Raw genomic sequence first — 16,573 nt, forward strand, 5'->3', positions numbered from 1 at the left:
CCCGAGCAAGGTTGGGGATTTGTATAGCTCTCGTAAGGCCTAACCAACGTTGACTGGTCTAGATATCCAACCTCCCCAGAACAGAAGTTAGGAAGTGCAATGTTCAAAAAGTTCACGCTGGTTGCCATCGTCGCAGGCCTCAGTCTCAGCGGTACTGCAATCGCTGCCAAGGCTCCGACACCAAAGATCTCGAAAGCCAGCGCAGAAGCTCTTGCGCTGAAACTCGCTCCTGGGAAGATCAAGGACGCCGAATACGAATATGAAGGCCATGGATGGCGCTGGTCGTTCGACATCCAGCAGAAGGGTCATATTCAGGAAATCGGCATTGACGGGCAGACCGGGAAGGTCGTGGAGAACAAGTCCGAGGGCAAGGTGGATCACGACTAGCGGGGTCACGCTGACAGGTGCGCATTCTTGTCGCAGAAGATGACACCGACACGGCCGAGTTCATCCAGCGGGGGCTGGGCGAACTCGGCCATAACGTCATACTTGCCGCGGACGGGCTCGATGCGATGCATCTAATCACCGCGGAGCAGCTCGACCTTGCAATCTTGGATCGAATGCTTCCGCGGCTCGACGGCCTTTCAATTGTGAGACGAGCCCGAGCGGCCGGCATTGAAATGCCAATGCTCATCCTGACGGCTCTCGGTCGTATCGAGGACCGGGTGGGCGGTCTGGAGGCAGGAGCCGACGACTATCTGGTGAAGCCCTTTGCCTTCTCGGAGCTCGCTGCTCGCGTCAATGCTCTAGCGCGTCGCAAGCCCCTACTCTCGGAGACAACAAAGCTTGAGCACCGTGGAGTCGTCGTGGACCTGCTGAAACGGCAGGTCTCAAGGGATGGAGCCGCTCTTGCGCTTCAGCCACGCGAATTCAGGATACTCGAGGAACTGATGCGTGAGGAAGGCAAGGTCGTTACGAGAACCATGCTCCTCGAACGCGTCTGGAACTACCATTTCGACCCGCAGACCAATATCGTCGACACCCACATCAGCCGACTAAGGTCGAAGCTCAACGAGGGCGGCAAGCCCGACGTGATCGAGACCATCCGGGGCGTCGGTTACCGGATGGCAACCGATGCGTAAGTGGCGATCGAGCGCAGCTTACAAGATCGCCTTCCTGAACTTCGGCGCATATGCGGCCGGCCTCGCAGTGCTTGGCGTAATTGTCTTCGTCGTGATGCACATCGCCTTCACGCGCCAGCTGGATTCGATGGTTAGCGATGAGGCTCAGACCCTCGTCGACGAATACCACAGCGGAGGTGACGGTGAGCTCGCTGAAGCCATCATTGTGCGCGAGGCCTCCTCGTCTCCCACGCACATGATGTATGGCGTCTATGCGCCCGATGGACGACGCATCCACGGCTCATTTCCGGCGGGCCGCCCCTCCTTAGGGCTTCAACAGATAGCCTTTCGAGATGATTCCGAAGGACCGGACAAGGCTCGCGCCATGGTAGTCGACCTCTCTCCGAGCGAACGACTTGTCGTGGCCGTGGACAGCGACTGGCTGGAAACCATCGAGCGCATCATCATCATCATCTTCAGCATCGCCTTCATCGGAGCCTGCCTCCTGGGTTTCGCTGGCTCCGTGTTTCTTGGGAGCTATCTACGGCGGCGCCTCTATTCCATCAGCCACTCAGCTCAGGCCATCATCGGCGGAGACATTCGAAAGAGAATGCCTGTTGGAGCCAATCGCGACGAATTTGACGAATTGGCTGCGACACTCAATCGGATGCTCGACCGGATTGAAGGACTTCTCGATAACCTCCGGCAGGTCTCCAGTGACATTGCACACGATTTGCGGACCCCTTTGGCTAGGCTGCGCAATCGCCTGGAACGGGGCGTCAGCGGCGATGCATCAGCGGCAGTTGAAGAGGCAATCAGCCAGGTAGACGATGTCCTGTCGCTCTTCGCCGCTATCCTTCGCATCGCTGAAGTGGAGGCCGGCGAGACTCGTCGTTTCTTCAGAAGCGTCGATCTATCAGCCCTTGCAACCGAACTAGCGGAGAGCTTTGCTCCATCGGTCGAGGAGCAGAACCGCACACTCCTGTGGTCCGTCGAACCGGACATCAAGGTCACCGGCGATCGTGAGCTCTTGGCGCAAGCCTTCATCAACCTGCTTGAGAATGCTCAGCGGCACACCCCGGATGGATCAATCATTCGCTTGACGCTTGTGGTGGCAGGGAGGTCCGCGTGCCTGTCCGTCCGCGACAATGGTCCAGGCGTGCCAACCGGTGACCTGCCGCGCATCACCAAGCGCTTCGCAAGAGTCGAGAGCAATCGCAGCACGCCCGGCTATGGATTGGGTCTCAGTCTCGCCGATGCCGTCGCGAAGCTTCACAAGGGCAGGCTCGTCCTGCGCAACGAGAAGCCCGGCTTTTCCGCCACGGTGGAACTGCCTCGTCTTGCTGGCCGTCCGCAGGGGAGCCGCCGACGGGCGACTAGCCTGCGCTCGCCAACATTGGGAATAATCAACGGAGCGCCGGCAGATGAAGAGCGCTTAGAGAGGCATCATGACGCAAGAACAGAAGCACATTCTGACAAAGGTCCCGGCCGTTACGCTGGGGTTCTGGATCATCAAGATCCTTGCGACCACGCTCGGCGAGACTGGCGGGGACACGGTCACCATGACGTGGCTGGGTGAAACCACGCCTCATCCCGTACCCGGCGGGTATCTGATCGGAACGGCGATCTTCGGGGTTATGCTCATTGGTTTCATCTGGGCGCAGATCCGAGCTCGCAAGTTCAATCCATGGCTCTATTGGGCCACAATCGTTGCCTCCACGACCTTGGGTACGACGCTTGCGGATTTCGCTGACAGGTCGCTCGGTATCGGATACCTCGGTGGATCGCTGCTGCTCTTTGCATGTGTACTTGGCTCGCTCTTCGCCTGGCATCGGACGCTAGGCACGGTCGATGTGAACACAATCACCACACCGCGGCAGGAAATCTTCTACTGGATCACCATCACTTTTTCCCAGACGCTGGGAACGGCACTTGGTGATTGGGTCGCTGATGCGGGGTTAGGCTACTCGGGCGGTGCGCTGGTGTTTGGAGCAGGGTTAGCTGCGCTTGCGATTTTGTATTTCGCGACGAGCGTATCGCGAGTCTTCCTGTTCTGGGCAGCCTTCATCCTCACGCGCCCACTTGGGGCAACCGTAGGCGATTTCCTGGACAAGCCATTAGCTAAAGGCGGCCTGGAACTCAGTCGACCAATCGCATCCGCTGTGCTTGCCGTGCTCATCATCATCTTGATTGTCGTGCTTCCGCAGCGCGCGGGCGGTCATCCAGGACAAGCCAAAGCTCAAGCATGACACTTTTCCGTCTCGCCGTTGCGGTTGCTTCGGCATGCCTTGCGACTGCCGCACTTGCAGGTCCGCCTTACCTAACCGACGACCCTGTGCCGACGGACACAGGGCATTGGGAAATCTATGTTTTCGCGGCCGGAGAAGGACGCGGATCGACGATTGACGAAGATGCCGGTCTTGATCTCAACTACGGACCTATAGCGGGCATCCAACTGACCGCGACACTTCCGACGAGTTTTAGCCACGCGCCCGAGGAGGGTTGGCGTAGCGGAAGCGGCGATGTTGAGCTTGGGGTCAAGTACCGCTTTTATCATGACGAGGAGAATGGCGTTTCAGCGGCCATCTTTCCGCGCGTGATCCTGCCTACAGCATCACACAGCCCCAATGAAAAAGCGCGTTTCCTGGTGCCGCTGTGGGTCGGGAAGGATTTTGCAGGAGGAACTAGCCTGTTCGGCGGCGGCGGTTTCACGAGCAATCCCGGCACTGGAAACCGGGATTTCTGGCAAGCTGGGCTTGCAGCAACCCAGGATCTTACGAGGAAACTGTCGATTGGTGCTGAAATCACTCGGCAAGGAGCTGAAGTCCGCGGCGCGACTAGCCAAACGCGAGTAGGCGTTGGCTCGATCCTCCAGCTATCCAAACATGCCAACCTGCTCTTCTCAGGTGGTCCGACCTGGGCCGACCATGAAGTGAGCTATCGCTTTTATGCCGCCCTTGGTCTGAACTTTTAAGGCGCAACCACCAGCACGCGGAAGCTGCCTGGAACAGGCTTCGGACGCTCTTTGCCCGCTGCCGGCGCGAGTTTCGCTGATGGCAGGTAAGCGCGGCCCGTACGAGGGTCTAGCGCTATGGTTCTCGCGCTGACCGCAGTGGGTATCTGACCAACAACCGCCGGCTTAGTGCCGAGGCGAATAATCGTGAGATTGCCATCACGGCCTCCGGGAACGAGCGCCAAATGACGGGTCGCATCGACCGCAGCCCCATCTGCCCCCTTGCCGACAGGGACGCGCGCGATCTGGCGCCCGTCGGGGCCTGACACTATCGCAACGGCATTTTCGCCGCAGGCAGAGACGATCTCTCGCAAACCAGGATCGTAGGCAATCCCCGTTGGCCCTTCGCATCCTTCAAGCGGAAATCGTGTGAGCACCTTTCGCGCTCTCGTATCAATGACCACGACCTCATTCTTGTCTTCAATGTTGACGTACAGCCGTCCCCGACCATCGGCGACGCCAAGCTCAAGCGAACCGCCGACGGGGACGGTGGCGAGTACTTTGGCCGCTGCCGGATCGACTACCGAGATATCGCCACTGCCGGGGTTCATGATCCAGACGGTTCGAGTTGCAGGATCGTAGGTCGCGGCGTCAGGCTTGGTTCCTGTTGGAAGCGTCGCGAGTACGCGGCCGGTCTCCCCGTCGAACAAAGTAGCATTGTTGGTCTGGCCATTAGTCGAGATCACGTCGCGCGTGCCCGGGATTGCCAGCGCAGCATGCACGCGTTGGCCGCTGACGATCTTGTCAGTAACCTTGCCGCTCGCAAGGTTGATCGCGGTGACACCATCGCCATGCGCGATATAAAGTTGCTGGTTGGCCGGGTCGACGCTGAGTAGATCCCAACCGCCGTCACCCGCAGGCAACTCCGCAACAACTCTATACTGGTGCTCGGACGCGGACGTGGGAGCAACCGAACCGAGTAACAACGCTACCGCTAACACCCGCAGCATGAAGATATCTCCCGTTTTGCTCGACACTCCTAACGCCTTTCCGACTGGAGCCGAGTGAATTGATCTCAATGTTTGGCCAGGCAAGTAGACACCGCCGCCGTCCGCTTCAGAGCGCAGCTTACGCGAGCTTCAGCGACCGGGATGGGCGCTTTGCGGACGTTCGCTTACGGGGGTCACGACGATCGCTCTTTCATGCTCCGCCTAAATTCCTCGAGCGTCTTGCCTTCGACGGATGCGCCTTCCCGATACGACCGGTTTTCGAGCTTCGATTTATAGCGGTCCGGCAGGCTGTCGTTGATAATATCGAAAATGCGCTGCTCGAAGTGCCACTCTGCCAGCCACATCTCTTTCGATTTAGCCGATTGCGCCTTGCGATAACTGTCCGCGAAGGCGTTGACCTCGTCCTGGGCTTCGGCCCGCCGCGCCAGGCGCTTGTCCCAGTCGCGTTTCTCGCGCTCATCAATGGGTCCGGCGGTGTGGACATGACCGGTGTACATGTTGATGAGGATGTCATCGGGGTGCGGGATAGGGTCGGGCTCGTTCGAGCCCATGCGGCGACGACGATCGAGCTCGGCGGTCCACTTCTGCTTATATTCGAGCGCGTTCTCCATCATCGTCAACCGCTCGCTGGCCTTGCGATTCTCGACCTGGAGAACCAGCTCGGAAAGTGCCCGTTGCGACAAGCGGCTTCCTTTCATGGCGGAAATGGCCAGCGCCCGAACCGCGGCCTGGATCGCGGGCAGCTCAATGACCTTTTCTCCTTCGCGGATGGAGACCGGCCGGTACGCCTCCTCGAGGATCAGTCCGTCGGTGGGCTGAAGGGCGGGATCGAAGGGCTTGGGTTTGTTCTTGGCGCCGCGAGGCCGCCCGTTGGGGTTACCCGACCGGCCCTTCTGAAACCGGTGCTGCTGCGGCGGCTTGCCGTAACCAACATCGAACTTGCCGGACATGTCGCTCATCAGGCTGCCTCATCATCAAGACCGAGGCCGAGACGATCGTCGGCGACATCATCGAAGAACCGACCGAATTCGGCGAGCCTCGCCTTCTTCCCGGTCAAGGCTTCCCAGCGGCGAATGATCGTGTCGCAGTAGCGCGGATCATATTCGATGAGCCGCGCGGATCGCCCAGTTTTCTCCGCCGCGATCAGCGTCGACCCCGATCCGCCGAAGCCGTCGAGCACGATCTCGCCACGCCGCGAGCAGTCCCGAATTGCATCGGCTATCAACGCAACTGGCTTCACGGTTGGATGCATCGCGAGTTCGTCGGCGCGAGCGGCACCCATGGAGCTGATGCCGGCATAGTCCCAGACGTTGGTCCGATAGCGTCCGGTCTCGCCAAGACCGAAGCTGTTGGTGTGCGGCGCGGTCCCCTGCTTAAACACGAACACCAACTCGTGTTTGGATCTGTAGAAGGCGCCCATACCGCCATTCGTCTTGTTCCAAATGCAGAGATTCTTGAGCTCCGTGAAGGCGCTCTGGCCGGCGGCGAGCAGCTCGCCCATGTGGCGCCAGTCCATGCAAACAAAGGCAATTGCGCCCTCGCGCATCACCCGGCTTAAATTGCTCAGCGTTCCGGCGAGAAAGTCGGTGAACTGCGCCTTGCTCATCTCGCCGGAGGCGAATGCGAACTCGCGATGCTTGATTGCGCCTAGTCCGCAGACATTGCCGTCGATCGCAACATTGTACGGTGGGTCAGTGAAAACGAGATCGGCACTGGCCCCATCCATGAGCCGATCAAGATCAGCTGCACTTCGCGTGTCGCCACAAAGGAGGCGGTGGCGCCCAAGGGCCCATAGGTCGCCTTGTCGAGTGATTGGCGGTCCCGACTGCACCGGAACGATATCTTCTGGCGCATCGGAACCGTCGGGATCCGCATCGCTCGCTTCGTCGAGAACGAGGTCGACCTCGGCGAGGCTGAAGCCCGTCAGCTCGACCTCGAAATCAAGCTCGATTAGCCCCTGCAGCTCGATAGCGAGCGTCTCTTTGTCCCAACCGGCATTCAGCGCCAGCTTGTTGTCGGCGAGGACGTAGGCGCGGCGCTCAGTCTCGGAGAGGTGCGATAGCGCCAGGGTCGGAACGGCGGTCCAGCCGAGCTGCTTGGCCGCCTCAACGCGACCGTGTCCGGCGATGATCTCGCCGTCGTCTGCGATTAGCACCGGGTTGGTGAACCCAAACTTGGTGATCGACGCCGTGATTTGCTGGATTTGCTTCTTCGAGTGTGTCCGCGCGTTGCGCTCATACGGGCGCAGGCTTGTAATTGGACGCTCGACGATTGACGCAACGGACATTGCTTCCCTCCACCCACTAAACAACTTCGTTCAATACATTGAACGCTGGACGTCGTCAATCTTCGATGTATGATGTCGTCCAATTCAGTGAACGAGGGACCATGAGCTTCGCGCGTCAGTTGCACGACTTGCGCATGCGCAATCGGCTCTCGCTTCAGGACGTGGCCAACGCGGTCGGCATCTCCAAAGCGCACGTCTGGAATCTCGAAAAGGGGCTTTCGGAGAAGCCCTCGATCGACCTGGTCGTGAAGCTTGCCGATCTGTTTCGAGTGCGAGTCGCCGATCTCGTTGGCGAGAATCCTGCGGCAGATACGGAAGCACCAGAAATGGTGGCCATGTTCCGCGACCTGAAGCAGCTCGGCGAGGGCGACCGGCAGACGATCCGGGTTCTGATGGACGAACTCAAGAGGCGCAGGAACGATCAGACTTGACGATCAGCCGGCTCGATCTCGACGGGGCTGGCTCACCGGCGGCGATCGTTACCCGAATTCTTCAACTTGAGCCCGCGCTGGCCATCCCAGTTCCGGTCGAGCAGCTGTGTCGGCAGTTCGACATCACCAGCATCGGGGAGCTCGACACCGATGGGTTTGAAGCGGCCCTGATCACCGACGAATGCAAGTCAGCCGGGGCGATTCTGGTTGCCAGCGAGCGGTCGCGTCAGCGGCGGCGCTTCTCAATCGCCCACGAGCTCGGCCATTTCCTGATTCCGTCGCATCTTCCGCGCCCCGGCGAGCGATCGCTTTGCTCTAGCGAGCATTTAAGCATCCACGACTTAAAGGAGCAGGATCGGCGGCGCCGAATGGAAGCCGAAGCCAATCGGTTCGCGGCGATGCTGCTGATTCCACCACCCGTGCTTCGCGCCGAATTGAAAGCCATCCGACGCCCCGACGTGACTGATGTCGTTCGGCTCGCCAGGCTCTTCGATGTGAGCAAGGACGCGATGGCGCGGGCCTACGCAGATCACACGCGAGAAGCCGTTGCGATCGCGGTCATCCGCAACGGTTGTGTTCTCCGCGCATACCGAAATGACGCAAACTTCCCGTCCTTGGCGGTTTGGGGAGGGCAACCGATTCCTTCAGGATCGCTAGCGGGAACACCTTTTCAGCCCGGTCAGGTCTCAAACGTAGAAGAATGCGATCCAGGGCTATGGGTGCGTGAACCCGACGACCGGACTGTGGAAGCACTGACTGAGCAGGTACTTGGGCAAAGAGACGGCTTCTCGCTCCTCATGCTCGTGGCGGAACTACGTGACGAGGAAGAGTTCGAGACGCGCCGACGCTGGTAAGCAGCGGCGCCAGAACTAACCGACCCGGTTATCCCTGCTTGCAACTTGTTCGTTGCCTGTTTTCCTCCTGAAACTTCCCTGTTCCGCGATTCCGAATTCCCTGTTCTTCGCGCAGCGAATTTCGCCGTAAGATTGGCTGGAAACAGCGGATTATCGAGGATTGAGCGCCTCGAAGGGCCGCTTAGAAAGCTTATTTTCCCTGTAAATTCCCTGACAACAGGGAAAACAGGTGAGAGCGGTTAGCAGTGCACTGCCCGCGTCACCAGCTTCCGCTAGGTGAGCGCTACCCGATACAATTGCAGCAGGGCGCTCCAGGCGCGTTCTGCCTGCGCGGCGTCGTAGACCTGGCTGCCGGGTACCGTCCAACCATGATCGGCAGGATAGACCTCGACCGTCGCGGGACGCTTCGCCGCGGCGAACGCTTCCTTGAGCAGCACCTTGGTTTCGGGGTCCTTGGCGTCGTCATTCTGCGCCTGAACGATCAGGAAGCGCGCTTTCGTCTTGGGGATGAGCAGGTGCGGGCTGTCCGGGTCTTTCGTCGCCATGCCGCCGCCATGGAACGTCGCCACCGCGCCGATCCGGTCGGACAGCGTGGCCGCGGTCTGGATCGCGAACGGGCCGCTCATGCAATATCCCTGAACGCCCGCCTTGCGCCGCTTGTTGGTCTTCGGTTGCGTGTCGAGGAAAGCGAGAAACGCCTTGGCATCGTTGGGAACGCTGGTGATCGCCTTGCGATAGCCGGTCAGAATCTCGCGCGTTTTCGGGTCACTGAAGTTGATCGGGCCGTCCAGCACCGGAGCTTTCTTCGAGCGGTAGAAGGGGTTGGGCACGAGCACGACATAACCTTCGCCGGCGAGGCGGCGGCCCATGTCGCGGAAGGCGGGGCGAAGTCCCATGATGTCCGGCCACATCAGCACGGCCGGATACGTGCCGGCCTTGGCCGGCGTGAACAGCGCCGCGTCGGCGGTCCCGTCCGGCGTCTTGATCAGCACATCCTTTTCGTCGACCTCCACCTTCGGCGCCGTTGCCTGCGCGGCGCCCGCTGCCGCGACGGCGATGAGCCCGAACGTGCGGCGTGTGATGCGGGCATCGTCAATGAGCCCAGGGTGGATGAACTCGTCACACATGACTTGCCTCCTGCTGTTGTTCGATCGAACGAGATGACATTGCAGATGTTGCGCCCAAGCTCAAAAAGCGACCCCGGCTTGTTGCCTATGACAGCGCGAGATAGGCGACGCCGATGATCCCCTTGCTGATTGCCGCCGCGGTCACTGCGAACGCTCTTCCCGATCCACTCGCGGCAGGCTGGCATGGCCAGCCGGTCTGCGAAAAGCTGCGGGACGACGCGCATCTGCGGGTGTTGCGCTGCACCTTTCCGCCCGGCGCGGGGCATGAGCGGCATTTCCACGCACGGCACTTCGGCTATGCCCTTCAGGGCGGCAAAATGCAGATCACCGACGCCAAGGGAACGCGGACGGTCGACCTGAAGGCGGGAACCAGTTTCACCAGCGACGGCATCGCCTGGCACGAAGTTCTCAACGTCGGTCCGACCACCGTTCAGTATCTGATCGTCGAACCGAAATAGTCACAGTCTCAGCGCGGCCAGTCCAATCATGATGGCGAGCGCAAGGACGCTGGCACCCATGGCAATGACCGACGGCAATCCCCGTCGCCCGGCATAGGCGAGCGTGATGCCGATCTTCACCGTCATATTGGCGATGATCGTCCCCGCGATGGCCATTGCGGCTAGCAGCGACGAGATCGCTTCCGCGTGAAGTCCGCCCAGCGTGATGATGGCAGTGTCGACATCGGTCGACCCGACGATCAGCAGCAGCACGGCAATGCCCTGCTCGCCAAACCGTCCCGCGGCCCACTTTGCGGCGACGGCGGCAAAGGCAACGAAAATGACGAATCCGAACGCGGGGAGGATCGCGATGGGGTTGCCCGGCGCCGTCGGCGCGTCGCTCTTGGGCGCGCGGCGATAAAGCCAGAAACCGCTACCCCAAGCGACGAGGATGGCCGGCGCAAGAATGATGGCAAAGGGGACCAGCACGCGCGTCGCCAGGATGCCAATCAGCAGCAAGACGCGCAGGTACATGACCGCGGTAGCCAGCGCGATGCCGGCGTTTTCGGCGCCGCCCTGCTTGTCGCTGCCGAGACGCTGCGAGAGCGACTGCGTGACGGCCGTCGAGCTGTAGGCGCCGCCGATCAGCGCGGTGGCGATGGTCCCGTGCCGCTCGCCGAAGATGCGGTTGGCGACGTATCCGAGGAACGAAAAGCCGGTGACCAGCACGACCACCAGCCACAGCTTCTGCGGGTTCCAGGCGCCGAGTGGACCATAGGCACCATTGGGCAGGAACGGCAGAACGGCCCCGGCGATGACCGCGTAGCGGGCCAGAGCCTTAACGTCGTCCTCATCGAGCTTGTCGACAAAGCCGTGAAGCTCGGCCTTGAGCGCGAGCAGGAGCGTGACGACCGCCGCGCCTGCAATGCCGAAGCCGGGCTCACCAAAGCCGGCGAGGAAGCCGAGACCGACCGTCGACAGTGCGGCCATTGGGGTCGTTGCATCGGGCGTCTGCTCGACGCCGGGGCGATTGGCGTAGCCGATGGCGAGCACCGCAACACAGCCGGCGACAAGCGCGCCCGCCGCAAATTGCTGACCGAGCTGACCCATCAGCCCGGCGGCCCCCGAGGCCAGGCCGATCATGGAGAAGGTGCGCACTCCCGCGACGCGTGTGCCAGGCTTCAGGTCGCGAAGATCGAAGCCGCGTTCGATTCCGATCAGCAGCCCGCAGGCGAGCGCCGTCGCGACGCACAGCGCCTGCCAGTACCAGGTCATGAGCAAATCCTAGATCGACAGGCCGGGATCGCCTTCGAGCACCTGCTGGACAAGCTTCGGCGGTTCGCCGGGTCTCCACAGTTTCGCGGTGTGCGCGATGCGGTAGCGGAGCGGCCCGCCATCCGGGCGTTCGCTCCGGTCGACCGGGCGCGGGATGCAGACGAACTCCGTCCGCATTTCTTCGCTGGTGACCCGAACCGTCGCATAGCCATGGCCGCCAATATCCACGAACTTCAGGTGCGGCGCCACATCCGGGTTGGACAGGGCCAGCGCCTTCGCCTTGTCGAAGGACTTGGCATATTCGAAACATGAGCGGACGCCGTGCCGCAGCATCATGTTGTAGGTGTGCTCGGGCTTCGGCGCGCCCGACCGGTCGGCCAGGAACAGCGGCCTGAACTTGTCGTCCTTCTTGATCGTATATTCGTGCGCCTCGGCCGCGCCGACGCTGGTCATGGACCCGCCCGTGAAGCTAAGTCCGACGGGCTGAAACTTGCCGGGCGGCAGTTGGGCGGATGCGTAGCCGGCCCAGAAGCTGTGGAGGTCGCCGGCGACGATGGCGAAGCCGGTGATCTTTGCGTCGCGGACCAGATCGTAGATTTCGCCGCGCTCGACCCAGGCGCTGCCGAAGTCCCCGCCCTGCACGTTGGCGAACCGCCCGCGCGGCCATTTCTGCTTTGTCAGTCCGGCCGGGAAATTCTCCGGATCGGCGCGCTGCTCGAGCGTGCATTGCGAGCTGGCCCAGATCTTCCAGGTCGCGCCGGAGTTACGCAGACGGTCCTTGAACCAGGCCTTCTGCGTCGCCCCGAGGATGGTCTGCGGTGGGTTATCCTTGGCGGGATTTTCAACCTTCGTCCCGTTGAATTCCAGCTCGGCCGGCGGATTGCCGCTATTGAAGGCGCGGCCGCCGTCGAGCATCTGCAGTACGTCGTCGGGAAACATCCCATAATCCGACCAGTCGGCCAGCTTGTCGGTCGCCGATTCCTCGAACGGGTTCGGGCCGCGATAGCTGCGCTCGTCGGTCAGGAGCACGTCGAGGTGACGGCCGTAGCGCAGCGCCCGGTAGATCTTGAGGCTGTTGATCGCGGCGATATTGTTCGGCTCCAGGCCCAGGCCGCCATCGTCGAACTTCTCGATTTGGACGTTCTTCACGGGAACGGAGCCGAACTCATCGAAGGTCCCGCTCGGCGCGCGCACCCGCGCCGGGATGAACTCGAACCAGGCCTGGTTGGCCGCGACTTTGATGGTCTGTCCGGGCTGCTCGAATTTCGGATTCTTCAGGACGCTCTGATAGCCCTGCCATGAGAATTCGTGATTGTCCCATGTGCACACGAACGGCCAGCGGGCGCGCGCGTCCTGCAGGTCGGGATCGGCAAGGTGGCCTTTCCACACAGCGCGATAGCCTTCGACCGTCGTCGGGATGTGAAAGATCGAGACCTTCAGCGCATCCGGGATGCGCGCGACCTCATAGACCTTGCGGTCGTACCGCGGCTTGCCGTCTTCCGGATATTGCACGACCTCATAGATGAAGTCGCCGAGGTGCAGGACGAAATCGAGCTGCTCCTCCGGCCGCGCCTGTTCGTCCTCGAAGATCATCCGGCGGTAGCCGTTGAGCTTGCCTTCGTTGATACCCGAGCAGCTGACGAACGCGAATTTGACCGGGCGCGGATCGTCGGGTCGCGGGGCGGTTCGCGTGCGGCCGATGCGGCTGCCGTTGCCCGCGGAATCGGTGAAGCGGTACCAGTAGGTGCGCGCGGGCTTGAGCTGCCCGACGAGCACCCGCGTGGTCCAGTCGGAGGCCGCAGACACCGGCGCACGCGCGGTTGCGACGACATGGCGAAACGCTTCATCCTCGGCGACTTCGACCGTCAGTAGCCGTCGTCCGCCGCTGTAAGGGCGGCGGGTCCACAGGATCACGCTGCTGTCGTCGGGATCGCCTGACGCAACACCCTCAGGGAAAAGCTCGCCCACCTCGCGCCACTTGGTCCGCGATGCCTGTGCCGGCCCGCCCCATGCGAGTGCGGCGCCCATCGCCGCCGCCAGTTGAACGAACTCGCGACGGCTGGCTGTCATGCTCTATCCCCTGCTCAGTCTCTCCGCGTGCCAGGCGAGATGGTCCGCCATGAACGTCGAGATGAAATAATAAGAGTGGTCGTACCCCGGCTGGATCCGCAGATTCAGTTCTATGCCCGCATCGGCACAGGCACGCTCAAGCAGCTCGGGCCGCAATTCCTTTTCGATGAACGGGTCCTTGTCGCCGACATCGACGAGGATTTCGTCGACCGACGCCCCGGCTTCGATCAACGCGGCAGCGTCATGTTTCCGCCAGGTGGAGCGGTCGCTGCCGAGATACCCGGTGAGCGCTTTCTGTCCCCAGGGCACCTGGCTCGGCGCGACGATCGGCGCAAAGGCCGAGACGCTACGGAAGCGCTCGGGGAAGTTGAGCGCGACAGTCAGTGCGCCATGGCCGCCCATCGAATGACCCGTGATCGCCTGCCGATCCATGTCCACGGGAAACTCAGCAGCCACCAGCTCGGGAAGCTCGTCGGTGACGTAGCTCCACATGCGGTAGTTAGCCGCCCAAGGCTGCTCCATCGCATCGACGTAGAAGCCTGCGCCGAGCCCGAAATCCCATTGTCCCTCCGGCGCGGTCGGCACGCCTTCGCCGCGCGGGCTGGTGTCGGGCGCGACGAAGATCAGACGATGCTCGGCGCAGGCCGCGCGATACTCGCCCTTTTCCGTGACGTTCGCGTGCGTGCAGGTGAGGCCCGAGAGATACCATACGACCGGCAGCTTCCGCCCTTCCTCCGCCTGCGGCGGAAGAAAGATGGAAAAGGTCATGTCGGTCGATGTCGCCGATGAAGCGTGGCGGACGACAAGTTGCCGCCCGCCATGCGACCGCGCCTCGCTGACGATTTTCAAGCTCATTGCTGGGGGCGATGCAGCCCGCAAAGCTTGTTGCCGTCGGGATCGCGCAGATAGGCAAGGTACAGCTTGCCGAATGCATTCTCGCGATAGCCGGGCGGGTCCTCGCAGGCGGTGCCGCCGGCCTCCAGACCGCGCCTGTGCCAGGCGTCGACTTCTTCGGGCGTGTCGAAATTAAAACCGATGGTGCCGCCGTTGGCATGGCACGCCGGCTCGCCGTTGATCGGCTTGGAGATCATGAAGACCGAGCCCTTGTTCCGCCAGGCAGTGCGGCCCTTGTCGTCTGTCCCGCCCTGCTTCTCGAACAGCGCATCGTAGAATTTCTTCGAGCGATCGGTGTCGTTCGAGCCGACCATCACGTGACTGAACATTGCTTCGCCTCCTTAGTAAACAACCACCGCCCGAATGCTCTCGCCCGCGTGCATCAGGTCGAAGCCCTTGTTGATGTCTTCCAGCTTAAGCGTGTGCGTGATCATCGGGTCGATCGCGATCTTGCCGTCCATGTACCAGTCGACGATCTTCGGCACGTCGGTACGGCCCTTGGCGCCACCGAACGCGGTGCCGCGCCAGTTGCGGCCGGTGACCAGCTGGAAGGGGCGGGTGGCGATTTCCTTGCCGGCTTCGGCGACGCCGATGATGATCGAGGTGCCCCAGCCGCGGTGACAGCATTCCAGCGCGGTTCGCATCACCTCGGTGTTGCCCGTCGCGTCGAAGGTGTAGTCGGCGCCGCCATCGGTCAGCTCGACGATCTTCGCGACAATGTCCTCGCGGCTCATCCCCTTGCTATTGAGGAAGTCGGTCATGCCGAACTTGCGGCCCCATTCCTCGCGCGCCGGATTGATGTCGACGCCGACGATCCGGTTCGCGCCGACCAGCTTCGCGCCCTGGATCACGTTGAGGCCGATCCCACCTAGGCCGAACACGACGACATTGTCGCCCGCCTGCACCTTGGCGGTCTTGGTCACCGCGCCAACGCCGGTGGTGACGCCGCAGCCAATGTAGCAGCTCGTCTCGAACGGCGCGTCCTCGCGGATCTTGGCGACGGCGATTTCGGGCAACACGGTGAAGTTCGAGAAGGTCGAGCAGCCCATGTAGTGGAAGATGGTCTCGCCCTTGTAGCTGAAGCGGCTGGTGCCGTCGGGCATCAGGCCCTTGCCCTGTGTGGCGCGGATCGCGGTGCACAGGTTCGTCTTGCCGCTGAGGCACGATTTACACTGGCGGCACTCGGGCGTGTACAGCGGAATGACGTGGTCGCCCGGCTTCACGCTGGTGACGCCCGGCCCGACCTCGCGGACGATGCCCGCGCCTTCGTGACCGAGGATCGAGGGGAACAACCCTTCGCTGTCGAGCCCGTCCAGCGTGTAGGCATCGGTGTGGCAGATACCCGTCGCCATGATCTCGACCAGCACTTCGCCCGCCTTCGGGCCTTCCAAGTCCACCTCGACAATCTCGAGCGGCTGCTTGGCGGCAAAGGCGACGGCGGCGCGGGTCTTCATCGGTCAGTCTCCGTTCGGATTTGCGCCGCCTATGCCGTGAGAAAGCGCCGTATCCAACCCGCCACGCGGGCGCTGTCGTTCGGCGCGTCGAGCGAGGCGATGGCGCCGTCTGGATCGGGCAGGACGTCGCGGCGGCGTTCGATCAGCGCCCGCGCGAAGTCGGGGCAGAATTCCGGATGAAACTGGAAAGAGATGGCGCGACGGTCGGTCCAGGACAGAGCAGCAAAAGGGGTGAAGTCCGACGTCGCGACGACTTCGGTATTCGGCGGCTGAGTGACGACCTGATCCTGATGCGAAGCCGGGACGGCGATTTCTCTGACCGAGTCCAGCCAGTGTTCTTCGTGAACGACCCGATAGCGCTGCAGGCCGGTCCCCCAGCCCTTATCCGACTTCACCACCTCGCCGCCAAGCGCCTGTCCCATGATCTGGTGACCGAAGCAGATGCCGACCATCTTGCGATCGCTCGACCCGCGGATGAAGTCTTCAAGCGGCGCGATCCATGGCAGGGGGTCGTAGACGCCTGCCGGCGAACCGGTGATCAGCACCGCGTCATGACCGTTCGATTGGGCGGGCAACTCGCCGGACGCGACGTCGTAACTCTCGATCTCGAAACCGTCGCCAAGCAGGCGCTGGAACATGGCGGGATAGCGGCCGAACCGCTCCAATAAATTGCCGGGAGGATGCCCGGTTTCCAGCACGGCGATCTTCATGGCCACTGCT

General features: G+C 62.0%; 18 protein-coding genes. 8 read left to right on the forward strand and 10 right to left on the reverse strand.

Annotated features, from left to right (window positions below):
* Positions 1–99: 99 nt before the first annotated feature.
* From QU596_RS10225 to QU596_RS10245, 5 genes are all read left to right on the forward strand, one after another.
* Positions 100–387 (forward strand): PepSY domain-containing protein, encoded by a 288-nt coding sequence (locus tag QU596_RS10225; RefSeq protein ID WP_308515413.1) that lies wholly within the window; start codon positions 100–102, stop codon positions 385–387.
* A 17-nt stretch (positions 388–404) separates the two neighbouring features.
* Positions 405–1,082 (forward strand): response regulator transcription factor, encoded by a 678-nt coding sequence (locus QU596_RS10230; protein WP_308515414.1) that lies wholly within the window; start codon positions 405–407, stop codon positions 1,080–1,082.
* Between the two features lie 94 nt (positions 1,083–1,176).
* Complete coding sequence (locus QU596_RS10235; protein WP_308517981.1) at positions 1,177–2,640, forward strand: sensor histidine kinase; 1,464 nt, start codon at positions 1,177–1,179, stop codon at positions 2,638–2,640.
* Positions 2,624–3,310 (forward strand): COG4705 family protein, encoded by a 687-nt coding sequence (locus QU596_RS10240; RefSeq protein WP_308515415.1) that lies wholly within the window; start codon positions 2,624–2,626, stop codon positions 3,308–3,310. The genes QU596_RS10235 and QU596_RS10240 overlap by 17 nt, the downstream gene beginning before the upstream one ends.
* An 86-nt stretch (positions 3,311–3,396) precedes the next feature.
* Complete coding sequence (locus QU596_RS10245) at positions 3,397–4,035, forward strand: transporter (protein ID WP_308515416.1); 639 nt, start codon at positions 3,397–3,399, stop codon at positions 4,033–4,035.
* Here QU596_RS10245 and QU596_RS10250 read toward each other — a convergent pair.
* The 3 genes from QU596_RS10250 to QU596_RS10260 all read right to left on the reverse strand — a co-directional run bounded on the left by QU596_RS10250 (position 4,032) and on the right by QU596_RS10260 (position 7,311).
* Positions 4,032–5,051, reverse strand: coding sequence for a YncE family protein (locus tag QU596_RS10250; protein ID WP_308515417.1), 1,020 nt, complete (start codon positions 5,049–5,051; stop codon positions 4,032–4,034). The two genes, QU596_RS10245 and QU596_RS10250, sit on opposite strands and share 4 nt — an antisense overlap.
* Before the next feature lie 146 nt (positions 5,052–5,197).
* Entirely contained in the window at positions 5,198–5,983 is a 786-nt protein-coding gene (locus QU596_RS10255) for a DUF5681 domain-containing protein (RefSeq protein WP_308515418.1), read from the reverse strand.
* A complete protein-coding gene (locus QU596_RS10260; RefSeq protein ID WP_308515419.1) occupies positions 5,983–7,311 on the reverse strand; it encodes a site-specific DNA-methyltransferase in 1,329 nt (442 codons plus the stop codon). The genes QU596_RS10255 and QU596_RS10260 overlap by 1 nt, the downstream gene beginning before the upstream one ends.
* A gap of 101 nt (positions 7,312–7,412) precedes the next feature.
* Here QU596_RS10260 and QU596_RS10265 point away from each other — a divergent pair, with 101 nt between their 5' ends.
* Entirely contained in the window at positions 7,413–7,742 is a 330-nt protein-coding gene (locus QU596_RS10265) for a helix-turn-helix domain-containing protein (protein WP_308515420.1), read from the forward strand.
* On the forward strand, positions 7,739–8,596 hold the full coding sequence (locus QU596_RS10270) for an ImmA/IrrE family metallo-endopeptidase (RefSeq protein WP_308515421.1): 858 nt from the start codon (positions 7,739–7,741) through the stop codon (positions 8,594–8,596). The genes QU596_RS10265 and QU596_RS10270 overlap by 4 nt, the downstream gene beginning before the upstream one ends.
* Before the next feature lie 272 nt (positions 8,597–8,868).
* Here QU596_RS10270 and QU596_RS10275 read toward each other — a convergent pair whose 3' ends face one another.
* Positions 8,869–9,723, reverse strand: a complete 855-nt coding sequence (locus QU596_RS10275) for a dienelactone hydrolase family protein (protein WP_308515422.1) — start codon at positions 9,721–9,723, stop codon at positions 8,869–8,871.
* Positions 9,724–9,836: 113 nt separating this feature from the next.
* Here QU596_RS10275 and QU596_RS10280 point away from each other — a divergent pair, with 113 nt between their 5' ends.
* Positions 9,837–10,181: a cupin domain-containing protein gene (locus tag QU596_RS10280; protein WP_308515423.1), complete on the forward strand. Its 345-nt coding sequence runs from the start codon at positions 9,837–9,839 to the stop codon at positions 10,179–10,181.
* Here QU596_RS10280 and QU596_RS10285 read toward each other — a convergent pair whose 3' ends face one another.
* Genes QU596_RS10285 through QU596_RS10310 form a run of 6 tightly spaced genes read right to left on the reverse strand, consistent with a single transcriptional unit; the run spans position 10,182 to position 16,563 of the window.
* On the reverse strand, positions 10,182–11,435 hold the full coding sequence (locus tag QU596_RS10285; protein WP_308515424.1) for an MgtC/SapB family protein: 1,254 nt from the start codon (positions 11,433–11,435) through the stop codon (positions 10,182–10,184).
* 9 nt (positions 11,436–11,444) lie between these two features.
* Positions 11,445–13,505 (reverse strand): alkaline phosphatase D family protein, encoded by a 2,061-nt coding sequence (locus tag QU596_RS10290; RefSeq protein WP_308515425.1) that lies wholly within the window; start codon positions 13,503–13,505, stop codon positions 11,445–11,447.
* Positions 13,506–13,508: 3 nt separating this feature from the next.
* Positions 13,509–14,360 carry an S-formylglutathione hydrolase gene (fghA, locus tag QU596_RS10295; protein ID WP_420030915.1) on the reverse strand — a complete coding sequence of 284 codons (852 nt, stop codon included), beginning with the start codon at positions 14,358–14,360 and terminating at the stop codon, positions 13,509–13,511.
* On the reverse strand, positions 14,357–14,728 hold the full coding sequence (locus QU596_RS10300; RefSeq protein WP_308515426.1) for a VOC family protein: 372 nt from the start codon (positions 14,726–14,728) through the stop codon (positions 14,357–14,359). The genes fghA and QU596_RS10300 overlap by 4 nt, the downstream gene beginning before the upstream one ends.
* A gap of 12 nt (positions 14,729–14,740) precedes the next feature.
* Positions 14,741–15,853, reverse strand: coding sequence for an S-(hydroxymethyl)glutathione dehydrogenase/class III alcohol dehydrogenase (locus QU596_RS10305; protein WP_308515427.1), 1,113 nt, complete (start codon positions 15,851–15,853; stop codon positions 14,741–14,743).
* A 29-nt stretch (positions 15,854–15,882) separates the two neighbouring features.
* The gene (locus QU596_RS10310) at positions 15,883–16,563 is read right to left on the reverse strand and encodes a glutamine amidotransferase-related protein (RefSeq protein ID WP_308517983.1); all 681 of its coding nucleotides are present in this window, start codon (positions 16,561–16,563) and stop codon (positions 15,883–15,885) included.
* Positions 16,564–16,573: the final 10 nt, after the last annotated feature.

It is taken from the genome of Sphingomonas flavescens (genome assembly GCF_030866745.1).
GTDB lineage: Bacteria > Pseudomonadota > Alphaproteobacteria > Sphingomonadales > Sphingomonadaceae > Sphingomicrobium > Sphingomicrobium flavescens.